20 protein-coding genes are annotated in these 20,088 nt (G+C 28.8%); 2 read left to right on the top strand and 18 right to left on the bottom strand.

The features are described from left to right. Positions 1–91: 91 nt before the first annotated feature. The 15 genes from atpA to Q1J60_RS07705 all read right to left on the bottom strand — a co-directional run bounded on the left by atpA (position 92) and on the right by Q1J60_RS07705 (position 14,105). Positions 92–1,600, bottom strand: coding sequence for a F0F1 ATP synthase subunit alpha (gene atpA / locus Q1J60_RS07775; protein ID WP_300260453.1), 1,509 nt, complete (start codon positions 1,598–1,600; stop codon positions 92–94). Between the two features lie 10 nt (positions 1,601–1,610). After that, positions 1,611–2,150, bottom strand: coding sequence for a F0F1 ATP synthase subunit delta (locus tag Q1J60_RS07770; protein ID WP_300260450.1), 540 nt, complete (start codon positions 2,148–2,150; stop codon positions 1,611–1,613). A gap of 2 nt (positions 2,151–2,152) precedes the next feature. Then, positions 2,153–2,632 carry a F0F1 ATP synthase subunit B gene (locus Q1J60_RS07765; RefSeq protein ID WP_300260447.1) on the bottom strand — a complete coding sequence of 160 codons (480 nt, stop codon included), beginning with the start codon at positions 2,630–2,632 and terminating at the stop codon, positions 2,153–2,155. Positions 2,633–2,731: 99 nt separating this feature from the next. After that, positions 2,732–2,950 carry an ATP synthase F0 subunit C gene (atpE, locus tag Q1J60_RS07760; RefSeq protein ID WP_003452423.1) on the bottom strand — a complete coding sequence of 73 codons (219 nt, stop codon included), beginning with the start codon at positions 2,948–2,950 and terminating at the stop codon, positions 2,732–2,734. Positions 2,951–3,010: 60 nt separating this feature from the next. Beyond that, positions 3,011–3,685 carry a F0F1 ATP synthase subunit A gene (locus Q1J60_RS07755; protein WP_300260445.1) on the bottom strand — a complete coding sequence of 225 codons (675 nt, stop codon included), beginning with the start codon at positions 3,683–3,685 and terminating at the stop codon, positions 3,011–3,013. Between the two features lie 64 nt (positions 3,686–3,749). Next, entirely contained in the window at positions 3,750–4,106 is a 357-nt protein-coding gene (locus Q1J60_RS07750) for an ATP synthase subunit I (protein WP_300260442.1), read from the bottom strand. 681 nt (positions 4,107–4,787) lie between these two features. Then, positions 4,788–5,966 (bottom strand): acetyl-CoA C-acetyltransferase, encoded by a 1,179-nt coding sequence (locus Q1J60_RS07745; RefSeq protein ID WP_300260439.1) that lies wholly within the window; start codon positions 5,964–5,966, stop codon positions 4,788–4,790. A 263-nt stretch (positions 5,967–6,229) separates the two neighbouring features. Beyond that, complete coding sequence (gene wecB, locus Q1J60_RS07740) at positions 6,230–7,387, bottom strand: non-hydrolyzing UDP-N-acetylglucosamine 2-epimerase (protein WP_300260436.1); 1,158 nt, start codon at positions 7,385–7,387, stop codon at positions 6,230–6,232. Positions 7,388–7,450: 63 nt separating this feature from the next. After that, a complete protein-coding gene (gene upp, locus Q1J60_RS07735) occupies positions 7,451–8,080 on the bottom strand; it encodes a uracil phosphoribosyltransferase (protein WP_300260433.1) in 630 nt (209 codons plus the stop codon). 43 nt (positions 8,081–8,123) lie between these two features. Beyond that, positions 8,124–8,573 carry a ribose 5-phosphate isomerase B gene (rpiB, locus tag Q1J60_RS07730; RefSeq protein WP_300260430.1) on the bottom strand — a complete coding sequence of 150 codons (450 nt, stop codon included), beginning with the start codon at positions 8,571–8,573 and terminating at the stop codon, positions 8,124–8,126. A 260-nt stretch (positions 8,574–8,833) separates the two neighbouring features. Next, a complete protein-coding gene (locus tag Q1J60_RS07725) occupies positions 8,834–9,886 on the bottom strand; it encodes an L-threonylcarbamoyladenylate synthase (RefSeq protein WP_300260427.1) in 1,053 nt (350 codons plus the stop codon). 22 nt (positions 9,887–9,908) lie between these two features. Continuing rightward, a complete protein-coding gene (locus tag Q1J60_RS07720) occupies positions 9,909–10,499 on the bottom strand; it encodes a hypothetical protein (RefSeq protein WP_300260424.1) in 591 nt (196 codons plus the stop codon). A 78-nt stretch (positions 10,500–10,577) separates the two neighbouring features. Further along, positions 10,578–11,660, bottom strand: a complete 1,083-nt coding sequence (gene prfA / locus Q1J60_RS07715) for a peptide chain release factor 1 (RefSeq protein ID WP_300260421.1) — start codon at positions 11,658–11,660, stop codon at positions 10,578–10,580. Between the two features lie 56 nt (positions 11,661–11,716). Further along, positions 11,717–13,480: a peptide chain release factor N(5)-glutamine methyltransferase gene (prmC, locus tag Q1J60_RS07710; RefSeq protein WP_300260418.1), complete on the bottom strand. Its 1,764-nt coding sequence runs from the start codon at positions 13,478–13,480 to the stop codon at positions 11,717–11,719. A gap of 25 nt (positions 13,481–13,505) precedes the next feature. Then, positions 13,506–14,105 (bottom strand): thymidine kinase, encoded by a 600-nt coding sequence (locus Q1J60_RS07705; protein WP_300260415.1) that lies wholly within the window; start codon positions 14,103–14,105, stop codon positions 13,506–13,508. Between the two features lie 155 nt (positions 14,106–14,260). Between Q1J60_RS07705 and rpmE the strand changes: the two genes are divergently transcribed. Beyond that, entirely contained in the window at positions 14,261–14,467 is a 207-nt protein-coding gene (gene rpmE / locus Q1J60_RS07700; RefSeq protein WP_003452406.1) for a 50S ribosomal protein L31, read from the top strand. Positions 14,468–14,571: 104 nt separating this feature from the next. Then, the gene (locus Q1J60_RS07695; RefSeq protein WP_423249123.1) at positions 14,572–15,696 is read left to right on the top strand and encodes an MGDG synthase family glycosyltransferase; all 1,125 of its coding nucleotides are present in this window, start codon (positions 14,572–14,574) and stop codon (positions 15,694–15,696) included. Positions 15,697–15,738: 42 nt separating this feature from the next. Here the strand turns inward: Q1J60_RS07695 and rho are convergent, their stop codons facing one another. The 3 genes from rho to Q1J60_RS07680 all read right to left on the bottom strand — a co-directional run bounded on the left by rho (position 15,739) and on the right by Q1J60_RS07680 (position 19,657). Then, the gene (gene rho / locus Q1J60_RS07690) at positions 15,739–17,199 is read right to left on the bottom strand and encodes a transcription termination factor Rho (protein ID WP_300260410.1); all 1,461 of its coding nucleotides are present in this window, start codon (positions 17,197–17,199) and stop codon (positions 15,739–15,741) included. Positions 17,200–17,459: 260 nt separating this feature from the next. Continuing rightward, entirely contained in the window at positions 17,460–19,067 is a 1,608-nt protein-coding gene (pyrG, locus tag Q1J60_RS07685) for a CTP synthase (RefSeq protein ID WP_300260407.1), read from the bottom strand. A gap of 338 nt (positions 19,068–19,405) precedes the next feature. Then, positions 19,406–19,657: a YwiB family protein gene (locus tag Q1J60_RS07680; protein WP_300260455.1), complete on the bottom strand. Its 252-nt coding sequence runs from the start codon at positions 19,655–19,657 to the stop codon at positions 19,406–19,408. Between the last annotated feature and the right edge of the window lie 431 nt (positions 19,658–20,088).

Here is a 20,088-nt window from a genome sequence, read left to right as displayed (position 1 = left end):
AATTTCTAAAAGTCCTGCACCTGCCATTTAAGCTCCACCTCCATTCTTAAAAATGTGGGCATAGCTTTAATTAAAAAGCTATGCTCTTATTTTACATTAAGAATATTTTTTTAAATTCTACTATAGCAATTTCTAAAGCAGATTTTAATTCATCGTCTAAAACTTTCTTATCTAATATAGCTTTACCAACTTCTCTATGATGAGTATCCATAAACTCTAAGAATTCTTTTTCAAATCTCTTAATATCTGAAACTTTAATATCTAATAAGAAATTATTAACTGCAGCGTATATTATCATAATTTGTTTTTCAACGGCCATTGGCTTATATTGATCTTGCTTTAATATCTCTATAAGTCTTTTACCTTTTTCAAGTCTTGCTTGAGTATCTTTATCAAGATCTGAACCAAATTGAGCGAATGATGCTAACTCTCTATATTGAGCAAGTTCTAGTCTTAATGTACCAGAAACTTGTTTCATTGCTTTTATTTGAGCGTTACCTCCAACCCTTGAAACTGATATACCAGGGTTAACAGCCGGTCTTTGTCCTGCGTTAAACAACTCAGTTTCTAAGAATATCTGTCCATCTGTTATTGATATAACGTTAGTTGGGATATATGCTGTTACGTCTCCTGCTAATGTTTCTATTATTGGAAGTGCTGTTAATGAGCCTCCACCATTTTCTTTTGATAACTTAGCAGCTCTTTCAAGTAATCTTGAATGGATGTAGAATACATCTCCTGGATAAGCTTCTCTTCCTGGTGGTCTTCTAATTAATAGTGACATTGTTCTATAAGCAACTGCGTGCTTACTTAAGTCATCATATATTATTAATACATGTTTACCTTTATTCATGAAGTATTCACCCATTGTACATCCTGAATATGGTGCAATGTATTGTAATGGAGCTGATTCTGATGCTGATGCAGTTACAACTATTGAATAGTCCATAGCTCCTTCTTCAGTTAAAGTATTAACTATATTAGCTACTGTTGATTGTTTTTGTCCAATAGCAACATATATACATATAACATCCTTACCTTTTTGGTTAATTATAGTATCTATAGCTATAGCAGTTTTACCTGTTTGTCTATCTCCTATAATTAACTCCCTTTGTCCTCTACCTATTGGTATCATTGAGTCAATTGCTTTGATACCTGTTTGTAGAGGCTCATTAACAGAACTTCTTTCTAGTATACCTGGTGCTGGTACTTCTATAGCTCTGTATCCATCATTTTTAATAGGCCCTTTTCCGTCTATAGGTTGACCTAATGAATTAACAACTCTACCTATTAAGTCATCTCCTACTGGTACTTCAACTATTTTTCCAGTTCTTTTAACGATGTCTCCTTCTTTTATACCTTCTTCAGATCCTAAAAGAACACAACCAACGTTATCCTGCTCTAAGTTAAGAGCCATACCGAAAACTTGATTAGGGAATTCAAGAAGTTCACCTTCCATACATTCTTCTAATCCGTAAACTCTAGCAACTCCGTCACCTATCTGTATGATAGTACCAGAATCAACAGTTTCTAACTCTTTTTCATAGTTTTTTATCTCATTCTTGATTATAGAAGTTATTTCTTCTGGTTTAATATGCATAGACTCACCTCTATTCTCTCTTAAGCATTATCTGTTTCATATCATCAAGTCTAGATTTAACAGTACCATCTATAACATCATCGCCAACTCTGACAAAAAGTCCTCCAATGATACTTTTATCTATTTCTTGCTTTAATAAAATTTTCTTTGAGTATTTATTTTCTAACTTTTCTACAAGTCTTGTAACTTCATCTTCTGTTAGTGGAACAACACTTTTCACCTCTGCAAGTAAAGTATTGTTTCTTTCTAGATGAATTTTTTCCATTTCTTTTAATTTTTCTTTTATATAAAGTATTCTATCTTTTTCTATAAGAACCATTAAAAATGAAAGTAACTCATCATCTATTTTTCCTTCAAATATGTTTCTGAAAGTTTTTTTCTTTCTTACAGTACTAATTTGAGGATGTTTTATTATTTCATAAAGTTCATTATTTCCATAAATGATATCACAAATTTCTCTTAAATCATTTAAATATTCTTCAACTTTATGTTTTTCTTCTGCAACTTCATATAGAGCTAAGGCATATCTACGATCTAAATATTCATACATAATTAGATACCTACCTTTTCAATAAAGTCATTTATTAATTCTCTATGCTTATATTCATCAATAGTTTCTCCAAGTGCTTTTTCTGAAAGCATTACAGAAATATCAACTACTTGTTGCTTTAACTCATATTTTACCTTTTCTTCTTCTCTTTGAATTTCAATATTAGCTCTGTTTATTATAGCCTCAGCTTCTCTATGAGCATCATCAACGATTTCTTTATAAATTCTATCAGCTTCTTTTTTCTGTTCTTCTCTAAGCTTTCTGCCTTCTTCCTTAGCAGATTTAAGAATTCTTTCATTATCTAATCTTAATCTTCTTGCTTTTTCTGCATCTTCATCAGCCTTTAAGATAGTTTCATCTATAGCCTCTTGTCTTGCATCAATGGCTCTTTTGATTTTATCCCAGAAAAAATGTTTTAGTATAAGAATTAATAATATAAAGTTAATGATCGTAGCTAATATTCTCATAAAACTTATTTCCATATATCAATCACAGCCTCCCTTCGGAGTCAATTATATTAACTCTATTATCTTTCTTAATTAATTACTATAAGTTCGTAATAAAAAGTTCGTAATTTGATATTAAGCAACGAATAATAAGATTATTGAAACAACTAATCCATAGATGGCTGTTGCTTCTGAAAGACCAGCTCCCATGATGAATAAACTTTGAATCTTATCTGATGCTTCCGGTTGTCTTGCAGTTGCCTCTAATGCTCCTGCAGTTGCAATACCTATACCTATTCCTGCTCCTATACCTGCTAATACAGCGATACCTGCTGCTAATAACTTCATATCCATTAAAAATTCCTCCTTTTTCAAATCAAATAAAGTTACTTTGATTTGTTTAATTACCTTTTCTTAGTGATCTGCTATAATTTTAATATTTACCATAGTTAACATAGTAAATACTATCATTTGTATTGTTCCATCAAATACATCGAAGAAACCATGTGCTAGTATTGGCATACCTAATTGAGCAAACCAACTTATGTGTCCTAAACCTGAATACATTAAGTCTATTAATAAGGTAGCTGCTAGCATATTACCAAATAAACGTAGTGCAAGAGATACAGGGAAAATAATTCTCTCCATTAAGTTTAAAGGTAACATTAGTGGATAAGGCTTAAAATATCCTTTAATATACCCTCCAATATGACATCTACGTATAGCATTAACATGAACAACAACAAAGGAAGTAACTGCTAATGCCACTGCAACACTTAAATCTTGAGTAGGAGGTGACAGTCCTATTAATCCATAAAAGTTTAATACAAGTAAGAATATTGCTAAAGTTCCTATATAAGGTACAAAACCAATATAACTTTCCCCCATGTTGCTCTTTACTAAGTTATAAACTGTTTGATAGATTGATTCTAAAACAACTTGCAACTTACCTGGTTTATTTTTAAGATTTCTAGTTGAAAATAAAGCAAAGATTATTATAAGAAGCATTGCTACCCATTGAAAAATAATTGTACTACTTATTGTCAAACTACCAATCTTAACTGTAAACAATGGTGCAAAGATATCCACGGAATCACTCCCTTTCTATCTTAGTATTAATTTATATGTGTATATAAATATTTATTTATTGTTTTTATAAGGCCTTATTTTTTTTAGTATAAATAAATATTGATATCTGATGTAAAATAAATCCTATTAAGTAAAATATTAATTCCTTAACATCTCTCATAAAGATTAGTGTAAATAAAAGAATCAAAAGCATTCTTAATACAAAACTTAATTGTATCTTTAAAGCTCCTCTTCCATTACTTATAACTTTATTGATTACAATTGCGTTTGATGTAAAATTAATTATTGCAACTATACTTCCAACTAAAAAAGCGACCCCAAATTTAAAATTAAATAAGCTAATTAATAGGGTTGCTATTATTGTTAATAAAATGTTAGTCTTCATAATTGAAAAAACTAAACCTTTAATTTTAGCGTTCACATATAACCTCCATAGTTCCGAAATGTTACTTCACTAATTATATTCCCCAATTTAACATTAATAAAATTTAAATTTTGGTTGAATTTATTAATATTCTGATATTTTAAAGTGATTTTAACTATTTCCTTCATTTTTACTCTCCAAAACTCTCATTTACTCTTTTATAAATTATTATTGCATGTTTTTGAATTTTTAATTTCATTTTTCTGAATTTTAAAATTACTATATAAGAACTCAAATTAAAATTCGATTACTATTTTCGATTTTGAAATCCTTTTTTAAACGTTTTTGTTATAAAATTGTATATTTTATAAGCTTTTCATCAAGAAAAATTATAAACCATTATTAATGATAAAATATACAACTTAAAAGGTTTTGAATAACCCTTTTGATATTTATTCACATTTTTTTATATTTTTTTTTTAAAATCTAAAATTTTAAATATTTTCCTTAACTTTAATCTTATTTTTTTCTATTACTCTTGCTATTATTCATGCTTTTTATATAAAATTAAACAAATTATATATTCTTAATATTAATTTTTATTATTAATTTTATGTATATTTTTTAAATATATTTTTAAATTAAAACATAAATTTCTAATAAATTTCTAATAAAAAAGATACTATCCAAAAATAGAATAGTATCTTTTAAATATATATTATAATAATGGTAAAATTATTATCTTTCTACTATTAAAGCAGTTCCCATACCTCCACCTATGCAAAGTGTTGCTAAACCTCTTTTAGCATCTCTTTTCACCATTTCGTGAAGTAATGTAACTAATATTCTAGCCCCTGAAGCTCCAACTGGATGTCCTAAAGCTATAGCTCCACCATTTACGTTAACTTTGCTCATATCTAATTCTAAATCTTTAGCAACTGCTAAACTTTGAGCTGCAAAAGCTTCATTTGCTTCTATTAAATCAAAATCTGCAACTTTTAATCCAGTTTCTTCCAAAGCTTTTTTAGTAGCATAGAATGGTCCATATCCCATAATTGAAGGATCTAATCCTTTTGAACCATAAGAAACTATTTTGCATATTGGAGTTACTCCTAATTCTTTTGCTTTTTCAGCACTCATAACAACTAATGCAGCAGCACCATCATTTATACCTGATGCATTACCAGCTGTAACTGTACCATCTTTTTTGAATGCTGGTCTTAACTTAGCTAATTTATCTGCTGTTGTTCCAAATCTAGGGAATTCATCAGTATCAAATACTATTGGATTACCTTTTCTTTGTGGAATTACTACAGGAACTATTTCATCTTTGAATTTCCCAGCTTTTATAGCTGCTTCTGCTTTCATCTGAGAATTTACAGCAAATTCATCTTGCATATCTCTAGTTAATGCCCATTGTTCCGCTATATTTTCAGCAGTTATACCCATATGATATCCATTAAATACATCTGTTAAAGCATCATTAACCATAGCATCAACCATCTTTCCATCACCCATTCTTTGACCAAATCTTGCATTTCTTAAAATATATGGTCCTTGTGACATGTTTTCCATACCACCAGCTACTATTACGTCAGCATCTCCTGCTTTTATAATTTGAGCAGCTAAAGCCACACATCTTAGACCTGAACCACAAACCTTATTTATTGTCATTGCAGGAATTTCAACTGGTAAACCAGCTTTTACCGCTGCTTGTCTTGCAGAGTTTTGTCCTAAACCAGCTTGAATTACATTTCCCATTAAAACTTCATCAACACATTCTGGTTTTACACCAGCTTTATTCAAAGCTTCTTTAATAACTAAAGCTCCTAAATCTACAGCAGGAACATCCTTTAATGCTCCCCCAAATGAACCTAATGCTGTTCTTACTGCACTTACAATAACTACCTCTCTCATATCAATAACCTCCCACTTAGGTATAAATTTATAAAAAATTTATACCTTTTCTAACTCATTTTATTATAACCATAATTTTACTATTTTTCAATATTTTTTCGTTAAATTTTAAACAATCTTTTTTTATTATTTTTTTCTCCAGAAAAAAAGACAGATAATTTAGCTTCATTATAGAATTATTTCATTAAAATTTCTATAACACTCTAAACATCTGTCTATTTATATCATTTTTTCAAATTATATTTATTATTTTTTTTAACAATCTATTGTTTACTTATAAATTCTTCTACTTCTTCATCATTTTTTCCAAAATAATTTAAAATAGCTTTTACTATCCTTTGAGATGCTTTACCATCTCCATATGGATTTATAGCTTTACTCATTTCTAAATAAGCTTTCTCATCATTTATAAGTAAGTTAGCTTCTTCTAATATCTTTTCAACATCAGTACCAACTAATTTAACTGTACCAGCTTGAACAGCCTCTGGTCTTTCTGTAACATCTCTTAAAACTAATACAGGCTTTCCTAAATGAGGAGCTTCCTCTTGTAATCCACCTGAATCAGTCATAACCATAAAGCATTTATTCATTAAGTTATGAGTTTCTTTTGTATCAAGTGGTGGTAAAAGATGAACTCTTTCTTTACCATCAAGATTTTTATAAACAACATCTTTTACAACTGGATTTAAGTGAACAAGATAAACTAATTCAACATCTTTATTATTTTCAACTATTTTATTTAAAGCTGTACAGATATTATCTATACCTTCCCCCCAGTTTTCTCTTCTATGAGCAGTTATCATGATAACTTTTTTGTTTTCAAAATCTATTTTATTTAATTCATCATTTTCAAAAACATAATTATCTTCAACAGTATGTTCCATAGCATCTATTACAGTGTTACCTGTAATTTTTATGTCGTTCTCATTTATTCCTTCTCTTAAAAGATTAGATTTTGATCCTTTAGTTGGAGCAAAGTGTAAATCAGCTAAAGCACCTGTTAATTTTCTATTCATTTCTTCTGGGAATGGGAAATATTTATCGAAAGTTCTAAGTCCAGCCTCAACATGTCCTACTCTTATTTGTTGATAGAACGCTGCTAATCCTCCAGCAAAAGTTGTTGTAGTATCACCATGTACAAGTATCATATCTGGCTTTTCTTCTGTAAATACTTTTTCTAACCCCTCTAAAACTCTATTTGTTATTCCAGTAAGAGTTTGACGATTTTTCATTATGTCTAGATCAAAGTCAGGCTTTATATCAAATAGTTCTAAAACTTGATCTAACATTTCTCTATGTTGAGCAGTTACACAAACCTTTGATTCTATTTCAGGCCTTTTTTCTAATTCTTTTACTAATGGAGCCATTTTTATAGCTTCCGGTCTTGTTCCAAAGATAGTTAAAACTTTTATCTTTTCCATGAATAATTTACCTCCAAAAATAATTAATAGCTACTTAAAATTAAGTAGCTATTAAAATTATAACTATTTTGTTCCAAATAGTCTATCTCCTGCATCTCCTAGTCCAGGAACGATGTATCCATGATCGTTTAATTTCTCATCAATACATGCAACATATATATCAACATCTGGATGAGCTTTTTGTACAAACTCTATTCCCTCTGGTGAAGAAATTAAACACATTAGTCTTATTTGCTTAGCTCCTCTTTTCTTTAAAAGAGTTATAGCATCTGCCGCTGAACCACCTGTAGCTAACATTGGATCAACAACTATTATATCTCTTTCAGCTATATCTTGTGGTAACTTACAGAAATACTCTACAGGTTGAAGAGTTTCTTCATCTCTGTATAATCCTATATGACCTACTTTTGCTGCCGGGATAAGTTGTAGCATACCATCTACCATACCTAATCCTGCTCTTAATATTGGAACTATAGCAACTTTTTTACCAGCTAAAACTTTACATTTAGTCTTGCAAATTGGAGTTTCTATTTCTATTTCTTCCATAGGAAGATTTCTTGTTACCTCATAAGCCATAAGCATTGAAACTTCACTTACTAATTCTCTAAAATCCTTAGATCCTGTCTTCTTATCTCTTATAAATGCTAACTTATGTAATATAAGTGGATGTGTTATTTCTGTAACTTTACTCATTGTAGCTTCCTCCTAAAATCTATATTGAAATATTTTTATCAAATTATTTTGAATACTTTTCTTCAATAGCTGTTATTTTATCTATTCTCTTTTGATGTCTTCCACCTTCAAATTCTGACTTTAAGAAAGTATCAACTATATCTAAAGCTAATCCTGGCCCTACAACTCTCTCACCCATAGTTAAAATATTTGCATTATTATGTTGTCTTGTTGCATGAGCACTAAATGTATCAGAACATAATGATGCTCTTATTCCTGGAACTTTATTTGCTGATATAGAAACTCCTATTCCAGTTCCACAGATTAATATACCATATTGAAATTCTTCTGAAGCTACAGCTTCTGCAACCTGTATAGCTATATCAGGATAATCACAAGCATCTGTACTATATGTACCAAAATCTTTTAACTCAATACCTTTTTCTTCTAAATGTTTTATCACTGTGTTTTTTAAATTAAATCCACCATGATCACAACCAATTGCTATTTTCATTTCATTAACCTCCATTATATCTGTTTATTTAATATATTATTTCAAAAAAAGTGCTTTTTCAATGACTAATAACACTACTTAATTAAAAAATTAAATAGTAAGTCAAATAAAAAAGCACTTTTTTATTAACTGGAAGAACACTAAATAAAGATATTAAAATTTCAAAAAAAACAAATATAGAATTTTTTAAAAATATAAACTCAAAATAATCTCTTTTTTCAAAAAATTTCATTTTTATCCAGCTCCTTCCATATATATTCTTAAACTATTATTACGTCAAATCCACAGGATTTTTTTAATCTATTCATTATGGCTACACCTAAACCTTTTTCTTCAAAAGATTCAGTTATTATAACATCTACTCCTAAATCATCAAAAGCTCTAAGCATTTCAAATAAATTTTTTGTTACAGAAGTTAAATCTTCTCTAGTTCCTAATGATTTTACTATTCCTTCATTGTACATAGAAACTGTTTCATCAGTTGCCATAATTCCTACCTTTAAATCTTCATCTATGTAATTATGCACTATTTCTTTAATTTTTTCAACCATTTTATTTATTGGACCTTGAACCATTCTAACTTTTGCCTTTGGTGCATAATGTTTATATTTCATTCCAGGCGCCTTAGGTTTTGTATCTTTATCTAAAGTTGTTAATATAGCTTTATCTATATACACCCCTTCATCTATATCTTTTAACATTTCTAAAGTTATGCCTCCAGGTCTTAAAATACATAAATGATCACCTGTTGCATCTACTATAGTTGATTCTACTCCTATTTCACTTTTTTTAGCTCCTATTATAAAATCAACTCTTCCATTTAAATCCTCTTCACATCTTTCTATATCAGTAGGACTTGGTCTACCTGATATATTAGCTGATGGAGCAGCTATAGGAACCCCTGCTAATTCTATTAACTTTAATGCTATTTCATCATTTGGCATTCTAACTCCAACTGTATCTAAACCTGCTGATGTAACATCTGAAACTATATCCTTTTTCTTTAATATTATTGTTAAAGGACCTGGCCAAAATTTATCCATTAACTCCTTTGCATATTTAGGTATTTCATAAGAATATTTATATATATCTTTTTTATCAGCTATATGTATTATTAAAGGATTATCCTGAGGTCTTCCCTTTGCTATAAAAATCTTCTTAACAGCTTCTCCATCTAAAGCATTTGCACCTAATCCATAAACTGTTTCAGTTGGGAATGCTCCAATACCACCATGTTTTATTATTTCAGCAGCTTCCTCTAAATATTTCATATCTTTATCTATATCTTTTATGAATTGTACTTTTGTTTTCATAAAATAATATCACCTTCATCTTTTATAAATTCTTCTGACCTCTTGCAATCTTTATATTTTCAATACTATCATTTGTATAAGTTGCTGTAACACAATTTTTATAAATGTCATCTAAAAGTTTAAATTTCTTTAAAGCTCCTCTTTTTATTATTATATAAAACCATTGTGTTTCCTTATTTAATCTAATCATCTTATTGTAGTCCTTACTTAGTCCGGGATGAACTTTACAAAAGTAATCTCCTACTGGCTTTCCAAACTTACCTTTTCTTCCTTTATTAGCAAAGACAATTATAATCTTCATATCTTCAAGTTCATTTTCTGTATGAACTAAAGCTACTCTATCGCAGTATATATACTTATATTTAGATAAAACATTAGGTTTTATTTTTAAAATTCCATTTTCGCAAGTATATTCTAATCTTATATTATTAAAATTTTTAATCATAACAATAATTATAAAAATTTCTAAAAAAATCAAATATACTATAAGAAAATCCTTATAGACTTCAAAAAAACAAACCAAAAGAGGTAATAATATTAGAAGTATTACCATAACAAACATGAATCTTTTATATGATTTTTTTTGTTTTTTTATAGCTTTATCTATATTCATAATTATATTCCTCTTTAATTACCATTTTAAAACTATATATTTTTAAAGCCTTACATTATTCATGTAAGGCTTTATATATTAAAATTCAGTATTACCCATCGCTTTCATCTTTTGAGCTTGATCTTCAGTAATTAGAGCATTTAGTATTTCGTCTATATCACCTTCTAAGAAACTATCTAATTTATATAAAGTCATGTTTATTCTATGATCAGTTACTCTTCCTTGTGGATAGTTATAAGTTCTTATTCTTTCACTTCTATCCCCAGTACCAACCTGACTCTTTCTATCTTCAGCAATTCCAGCTAATCTCTCAGCTTCAGCTTGCTCGAATAATCTTGCTCTTAATACTTTCATAGCTTTTTCTTTATTTTTAAGCTGTGATTTTTCATCCTGACATGAAACAACTAATCCTGAAGGTAAGTGAGTTATTCTTACAGCTGAATCAGTTGTGTTAACGCACTGACCACCATTACCTGATGCTCTAAATACGTCTATTTTAATATCTTTATCGTTTATTTCAATTTCTACATCATCAACTTCTGGTAAAACAGCTACTGTAGCAGTTGAAGTATGTATTCTTCCTGAACTTTCTGTATCAGGAACCCTTTGAACTCTATGTGCTCCACTCTCATATTTAAGTTTTGAATAAGCACCTGCTCCCTTTATCATAAATACAACTTCTTTGAAACCTCCAATGTCAGTTTCATTTGCACTCATAAGTTCAACTTTCCATCTATTCTTTTCAGCGTATTTAGTGTACATTCTGAAAAGATTAGATGCAAATAGTGCTGCTTCATCTCCACCAGCACCACCTCTGATTTCAACAAACACGTTTTTATCATCATTAGGATCTTTTGGTAGTAAAAGAATTTGTATTTCGTCCTCTAATTCTTTTTTTCTTTCTGTTAAGTCCTTAATCTCAGAGTTTATCATCTCTCTCATTTCTTGATCACTTTCTTCTGAAAGCATCTCTTTGTTAGCTTCTAATTCTTCTGTAGCCTCTTTGTACTCTTTATACTTATTAACTATAACTTCTAAATCAGCATGTTCCTTACAAAGCTTTCTCCACTCTTTTTGGTTAGCCATTATTGAAGGATCACTAATCTTAACTGAAAGTTCATCATATTTATTTTCAATAAAATTTAATCTATCAAGTATCATCTATTATCACTCCGTATACAGATTTTCATATTTTATAATTATATCACACCATTATGTTATCTTTCAAGGTTTACTCTTCCTATAACACATCTATCTAACCCTGCTAAATCTTTTATGACCTTGACACCGTAGTATCCTTTTTCAACCATAAGATTTTTAACATCCTCACCTTGATCATGTCCTATTTCAAAAGCTAATATACCATTTTCTTTTAAAACTTCTAAAGATTCATCAATAATTCTTCTATAAAATATTAAACCATCTTCTCCTCCATCTAAAGCTAGATGTGGCTCATAATCCTTAACATCATCCATTAAAGTATTTATGACTTCCGTTCTTATATATGGTGGATTAGAAACTAAAATATCATACTTATTTCCTTTTTTAATGACTTCACTTAAAAGATCACTCTTAATAAAGTCACATCTTTTTGATAATTCTAATTCTCCTATATTTTTTCTTGTAACTTTTTCTGGCATATTATCTATATCTACTAAATCTACAATAATATTTTTTCTATAATTAGCTAAAGATAATCCTATAGCTCCACTTCCACAACATAAATCACACACATTAAATTCTGCATCTTCATCTATGTTGTTCAGTACTTCCTCTACAATTATTTCAGTATCTCCTCTTGGAATTAAAACTCCTTCTTCTACGTAAAAATCTAACCCCATGAATTCACAACTTCCTAAAATATATTGCATAGGCATTTTTGATTTTCTTTTTTCTAACAAGTTTAAGAAATGTATCTCATCTGGCTTTTTAACTTCTTCATTTTTATTAATTATAAGCCATATTTTATCTTTTTCCAAAACTTTTCCTAATAATAATTGAGTATCTAATATATATGTATCTATACCCAATTCTTTCAAAGTTTTATTTCCTAAATTCAATAATTCTCCAACTTTTTTATTTGGTTCTTTCAATCCTTCAGCCCTCCTTAAAGAAGCTATCGCTACTTCAATTTGTGAATCATCAGGCTCCCTTGTAGTCAATTTTTGCAATTGTAATCCTGGTGCAGCTATTATCTTTGCAAAATTTCCTTGAGATTTGCCAAGCCATCTTATAAGTTCATAAGTTATTCCTGATATTAATGGTAACATTGCTACTCTTATAGCCATTCTCTGAGTAACTGAATCCCATTTAGTAAAGGAAAATATAAATATACTTACAATGGCAACTAAAAATAGAAAGTTTGTTCCACATCTAGGATGAAATCTAGGATATTTTCTTACATTTTCAACTGTAAGTTCATCTTCATTCTCATAACAGAATATAGTCTTATGCTCTGCTCCATGATACTGAAATACTCTTTCTATATCCTCTACTTTTCCCATTAAGTACATGTATCCTAAAAGCATACCAATACTTATGATTCCTTCAATAGTACTTAAACTCCAATCTGGAAGATTAAGTTTTTTAAGCAAAAAGGTAATTCCAGTTGGTATTGCTACAAATAAAATTATGGCAAATACAAAGGAAAGTATAATTGTAAATGTCATTATTACATTATTAGCTTTTTCACCAAATTTATTATTTAACCAATTTTCAAATTTAGATGGTTCTGTATCATCAAAAAAACTTGCTGAATAATTTAATGATTTTAATCCTACAACTAAAGACTCTATAAGGGTTGCAAATCCTCTTACAAAAGGTAGCCCTAAAATTTTATTTTTCTTTGTATATGGTATAGTCTTTTCAAAAGAAACCTCTATATCTCCCTCTGGAGTTTTAACCGCTGTAGCTATTCCTTTTGATCCCCTCATCATAACGCCTTCTAATACTGCTTGACCACCTACTTGGCATTTTCTCATACTTTGAATCCTATCCTTTCATTAGCTACTTATTAGAATCCTTACCATATTTATAATTAAAATAACATTGTCCACATAGTGATTGATATTCTACATTATCAACTAAATCTATAGCCACTTGTTCTCCTTCAAAGGTGAACTTTCCATTTATCATTCTTCCATTTAATATAGCTTTTCTTCCACATCTACATATAGTTTTCATTTCTTCTATACTATGTGCTAATAATAAAAGTCTTTCACTTCCTTCAAACCCATTCATTTGGAAATCTGTTCTTAATCCGTAACAAATTACTGGTATTCCCTTACCAACTGCAATTTCAAATAATTCATCTATATGATGAGCTTTTAAAAATTGAACTTCATCAACTATTATACAATCTATTTTTCTTCCTTTTTCAAGTCTCTCTTCAATTATTTCTATAATATTCTCATCATTATCTATTAAAATATCTACAACTCTCTCAACGCCTAATCTTGAAACAACCTTATCTCCACCTTTTTTATCAGTAGATGGCTTAATTATGATAACTTCCATACCTCTTTCTTCATAATTATGTGCTACTTGCATAAGGTGTGTAGATTTACCTGAATTCATAGCTCCGTATCTAAAATATAATTTGCTCATTTTAACTTTAAACTCCTTATCCTTTTATAATATTCTAAATATGATTATAACTTAAATAAGAAAGCTTTTAAACTATTGACGATTAAATATCCCCATGATATACTTGTTAATAGTTGTTTAGCAACATTTTTTTATTTTTGAAAGAGGTGAATTACATGAGACAAGGCATACATCCAGAATACCATCACGATACAGTGGTTAAGTGTGCATGTGGAAATACTTTCACAACTGGTTCAGTTAAACCAGAACTTAAAGTTGAAATATGCTCTAAGTGCCACCCATTCTTCACAGGAAAACAAAAAATCGTTGATGTTGGCGGAAGAGTTGATAAATTCAACAAGAGATTTAATCTTAATAAATAATTTCTTTATGGGAAAGACTCAAATCTTTCCCATTTTTGTTTATAAGGCATATTTTTCAAATAAAATTTGTTTAAATAGATTTTTAGTAAAAGTGAGTGGATATGATGAAAAAAGTTCTTATTTTAAGTACATCTACTGGTTATGGTCATAATCAAGCAGCTAACTCTTTAATGGAACTTATAAAGAATAATGATACAGAAATTCTTGTACACGATTTTCTTAAGGAGAACCGTTTCTTTGATAGATCAATAGTAAATGGATACTATTTATGCGCAAGTTCCCTAGGAACTCTTTATGGTCTACTTTACAAAATTAGCAATATAAAATTTATAAATAATTTAGTTAGTTTTTTATTTTTACCAGTTTCAAATAAATTAGCTAAATTTATTGATAGTTTTAATCCAGATTTAATAATTACAACACACCCTTTAGCTGTAAGTATTCTTTCTTATTTAAAGAAAAGACAAATTATAAAAGTACCAATTATTTCTGTTGTTACTGATTTTAAATGTCATTATACTTATGTTTCTAAAATAATTGATCATTACATAGTTGCTTGTGATTTTACCAAAGAAAATCTAGCTTTAAAAGGAATACCTAAAGAAAGAATATCTCCTTTTGGTATACCTGTAAAGAAAGATTTTTACGAAACAAATTATCACAGCTTCACAGAAAATATTATCAAGCAACCATTAAATATTCTTTTAATGGGAGGCGGTATAGGGTTAGACAACATATCTAAAGTATTAAAAACCCTAATTAAAAATGAGAATGCTTTAAATTTAACTATTGTTTGTGGAAATAATACTGAGTTAAAGAAAGAATTATGTAAAGAATATAGACATATAAAAGGCAATAAAAAATTAAACATTTTAGGATATACAACCGAAATACCTGAAATAATGAAAAGGTCTGATTTAATTATTACAAAACCAGGTGGACTTACTACTACAGAATCACTTTTAAGTCATTTACCAATGATAATTCCATTTATAATTCAAGGTCAAGAAAGTGAAAATAGAGAATTTTTATCTAAAAGTAATTGTGCAATTACTATAAACCACTTGGAAGAGTTAAATACGGTAATTAATGATTTAAATAAAGATAATAATAAATTAATTAATATGAAAAAAAGTATTTTAGATGTATTAAGTTCTTATTCTCCAGAAGAGACAATTAAACTTTGCACTAATATGCTAAATGATTCTTATAACAAAAGAAGATATTAAAGTTTATAAACTTTAATATCTTCTTTTGTTTTGAAAACTTATTTAATTTTCTAAATTGCTTTTTAAAACAACTTGTAAAAATTCTTTATTGTTCTTTGTTTTTGATAATAAACTTATAAGTTTTTCAGCTACATCTTCTATATTATTTTCCTTTTGTAATACTCTTCTTATTTTATATGAAGCTTCTCTTTCTTCTTCATTAAATAATAAATCTTCTTTTCTAGTACCAGATTTATAAATATCTATAGCTGGGAATATTCTTCTTTCTTGAAGCTTTCTATCTAAGTGTACCTCCATATTTCCAGTACCCTTAAATTCTTCAAAAATCATATCATCCATTCTACTTCCTGTATCAACTAAAGAAGTTGCTAAAATTGTTAAACTCCCACCCTCTTCTAAATTTCTAGCTGCTCCAAAGAATTTTTTAGGCATTATAAATGCTCCTGGATCTAATCCCCCTGATAAGGTTCTTCCAGATGGAGTAACTGTTAAGTTATAGGCTCTAGATAATCTTGTTAAAGAATCCATTAAGATAACTACATCACTTCCTTGCTCAACCATTCTTTTAGCTCTTTCTAATACTATACTTGAAACTTTAGCATGATTTTGTGGTTCTTCATCAAAAGTTGAATAGATTACTTCTCCATCTATACTTCTCTTCATATCCGTTACTTCTTCTGGTCTTTCATCTATTAAAAGTACTATAAGTTTAACTTCAGGATTATTTTTTGATATATTTTGAGCTATTCTTTTTAAAAGAGTTGTTTTTCCAGCCTTAGGTGGTGCAACTATCATTCCTCTTTGTCCCTTACCTATTGGACAAATTATATCCATAAGTCTTGAACTTAAATCTCTTCCATTTTCAGTTTCAAGTCTTAATCTTTCTGATGGATATATTGGTGTTAACTCTTCAAATTTTTTTCTTCCAACTGCTTTTTCAGGACTTTCACCATTTACCTTCTCTACATAAAGTAACGCTTTAAATTTTTCTCCATCCTTTGGTATTCTAACTTTACCTTGAACTTCATCTCCAGTTCTTAATCCAAATCTTCTTATTTGTGATGGAGAAACATATATATCATCTTCACTTGTTAAATAATTTCTACATCTTAAAAAACCAAAATTATTATTATCTAGTATTTCAAGTATTCCCTTAGCAGAATCTGATGAAATTATCATATCTTTTAATTGCTCTTTTTTGCCTTCATCATTTGAATTATTATAATTACTAATATTGTTATTATAATTATTACTACTTCTAACTACTCTTTCACTAGAAAAACTTTCTTTATTTCCACCTTGCTCTTTTTGAGATATTTTTTCTCTTAAAATAACACCATCTTTATGTATTACTTTAGTATTACTATTTTGCTTATTAAATTCACATTTTAATTCCTCAATTAGTTCGCTTTTTTTCTTTTTACTTATATTTTTTATTCCTAATTCTTTAGCCTGCTCTTTTAGTTGAACTAAAGTCATATTTTCATATTGTTCTATATTCAATTTAAGCACCTCCTGTTTTTTTAATTAGTGGAATAAAGTAAAGAAAAGTTGTTTTAGATTCTCTTAAGACTTTAATATATAGAAACTTTCGAATATCCTATTAAAAAATGTATAAATTAATTATGTTAAATATTTATATTATTATCATATCACATAAAATCTAATCTATATATAGTATATTTTTATAAGATTTATTTGTAATAGTATTAAATTAAAAAGGACACCTAACATTTAGTTAGATATCCTTAATATTTCTAAAATTATTTATTGTTTAATGCAGCACCAACAAATCCTACGAATAATGGGTGTGGTCTGTTTGGTCTTGATTTTAACTCTGGATGGTATTGAACTGCTACGAACCAAGGATGATCCTTAACTTCTACACACTCAACTAATCTTCCATCTGGTGAAGTACCAGCTATAGTTAATCCGTTTTCTAATAATTGAGTTCTGTATTCATTATTGAACTCATATCTGTGTCTGTGTCTTTCATAGATTAAATCTGATGCATAAACATCTTTACAGAATGTATTATCTTCTAACTTACATGGATATAATCCTAATCTCATTGTTCCACCTAAATCCTCAACATCTTTTTGCTCAGGCATTAAGTCAATTACTGGGAATGGAGTTTCTGGATTTAATTCTGATGAATGAGCTCCTTTTAATCCTAATACATTTCTAGCGTATTCTATAACAGCGCATTGCATTCCTAAGCATATTCCTAAGAATGGTTTCTTATTTTCTCTAGCCCATCTTATAGCTTCAATCTTTCCTTCTACTCCTCTATCTCCGAATCCACCTGGAACTAGAACTCCATCTACCCCACTTAATAATTCATCAACATTTTCTTTAGTTACATCTTCAGCATTTATCCACTCTATTTCAACATTAGTGTCATTACTTAATCCACCATGGTTTAAAGCTTCAACTACTGATATGTATGCATCATGTAACTCAACATATTTACCAACTAAAGCAATCTTAGTTGTATGAGTTAAGTGAGTTATTCTATGAACCATGTCTATCCATTCAGCATTATCTATATCTCTACATCCAAGCTCTAATTTTTCACAAACTAATCTATCTAATCCTTCTTTATGTAACATTAGAGGAACAGCATATAAATGCTCTGCATCTAAGTTTTGAATTACTTCACTTGCATCTATATTACAGAATAATCCGATTTTCTTTTTGATATCTTCTGATAATTCTTTTTCTGATCTACAAACTATTATGTCTGGTTGAATCCCTATACTTCTTAACTCTTTAACTGAGTGTTGAGTTGGTTTTGTTTTTAACTCACCAGCTTTTCCTAAGTAAGGTACTAATGTAACATGTATGAAACAAACATTTTCTTTTCCTACATCATATTTGATTTGTCTTATAGCTTCTAAGAAAGGTAATGATTCGATATCACCTATTGTTCCTCCGATCTCAGTGATTACTACATCTACATCTCTTTCTTTTCCTACTCTATATACTCTATCTTTTATAGCATTAGTTATGTGAGGTATAACTTGTACAGTACCTCCTAAATATTCACCTTTTCTCTCCTTTGATATTACTGACCAGTAAACTCTACCTGAAGTAACATTTGAGTTTTGAGTTAAGTTTTCATCTATGAATCTTTCATAGTGACCTAAGTCTAAATCTGTTTCAGCACCATCATCAGTTACGAAAACTTCTCCATGTTGATATGGACTCATTGTACCCGGGTCAATGTTTAGGTATGGATCAAACTTTTGAATACTTACACTTAATCCTCTATTTTTTAATAATCTTCCTAATGAAGCAGCTGTTATTCCTTTTCCTAATGAAGAAACAACTCCGCCTGTTACAAATACGTACTTAGTATTTTTGCTCATATCTTTTCCTCCTAATATAAATTTATGCTTGACATAGTTCTTTATTTCATTTATAATGATAATTACCTCATTTAAAATGGGTTTTTTATTGCTTGTTTTAATAACATAGTAGATATTCTATCAAAAGTTAATGTAGAAGTCTAGTATTTTTTTGTTTTTTTTAATTTTTTTATTTATAGAACGTTTACTATTTATATTTTACTCATCTTTAATAAACTTAATTATTAATATTTGAATTTATAAGTTGAATTTTTTTTAGCTTTTTTTATTTTAAAAATAAATATTTATATAAAATAAGGCTGTACTTTTTGGTACAGCCTTATTTCTATATTTACAGACTAATCTTCTACTTTTATTTTCATATCAAGGTTTGTTTTGATAGGTTCTTGTCCTCCAGATATTAAATGATATTTTATAGAGACATTTCCTCCATTTTCATTAATATCTAAATCTAACTCTTTTGTCAATGTCTTAAGCTCTAACATACCATAAGGAGTATTATAAAGAGCCACTTGGGTATTATCTTTTTGGAATTCCATCTTTGTGCTAGTTGTCCCTTCTCTATGTAATACAACTTTATCGCCCTTTATACTTAATGGTAAATTTTTCTATGTGAAAACATATCCTTCCTTGAGCAGTTGTGATAACTGTTTTCCTTTTTTCCTTTTCCTAAGAAATTGGGTAAAATTTAGGAGTTGTCTGAGAAAACTCATAATTTAAGCTTCACGAGAGCAGAGATTTTGTTTTATTAGCTGTTGTATTCCCAGTGCCTAGCAAGAAGTAGCTGACGAATAAATTGATTTACATAGTATTACTGGGTTTTAAAAAATGACTCTAGATGAATTCAAGAATAATCTAACATTGTCAACCACCCATAAGTTTAAGTTGGGGACTTTCAGTTTTGCAAATTTAAAGGAAGTAATCAGTATATTAATCCAAGCAAGTGTTAGGGAGACAAAATGAAAACAAAATACATATAAATATATTTTTGTAGGAAAAAAATTTCCCATACTTCATAAAA

The organism is Clostridium sp., assembly GCF_029258205.1.
In the GTDB taxonomy this organism is placed as follows: Bacteria; Bacillota; Clostridia; order Clostridiales; family Clostridiaceae; genus Sarcina.
The sequence above is the reverse complement of the archived record's forward strand: the minus strand, read 5'-3'. Positions and strand labels throughout refer to the sequence as shown.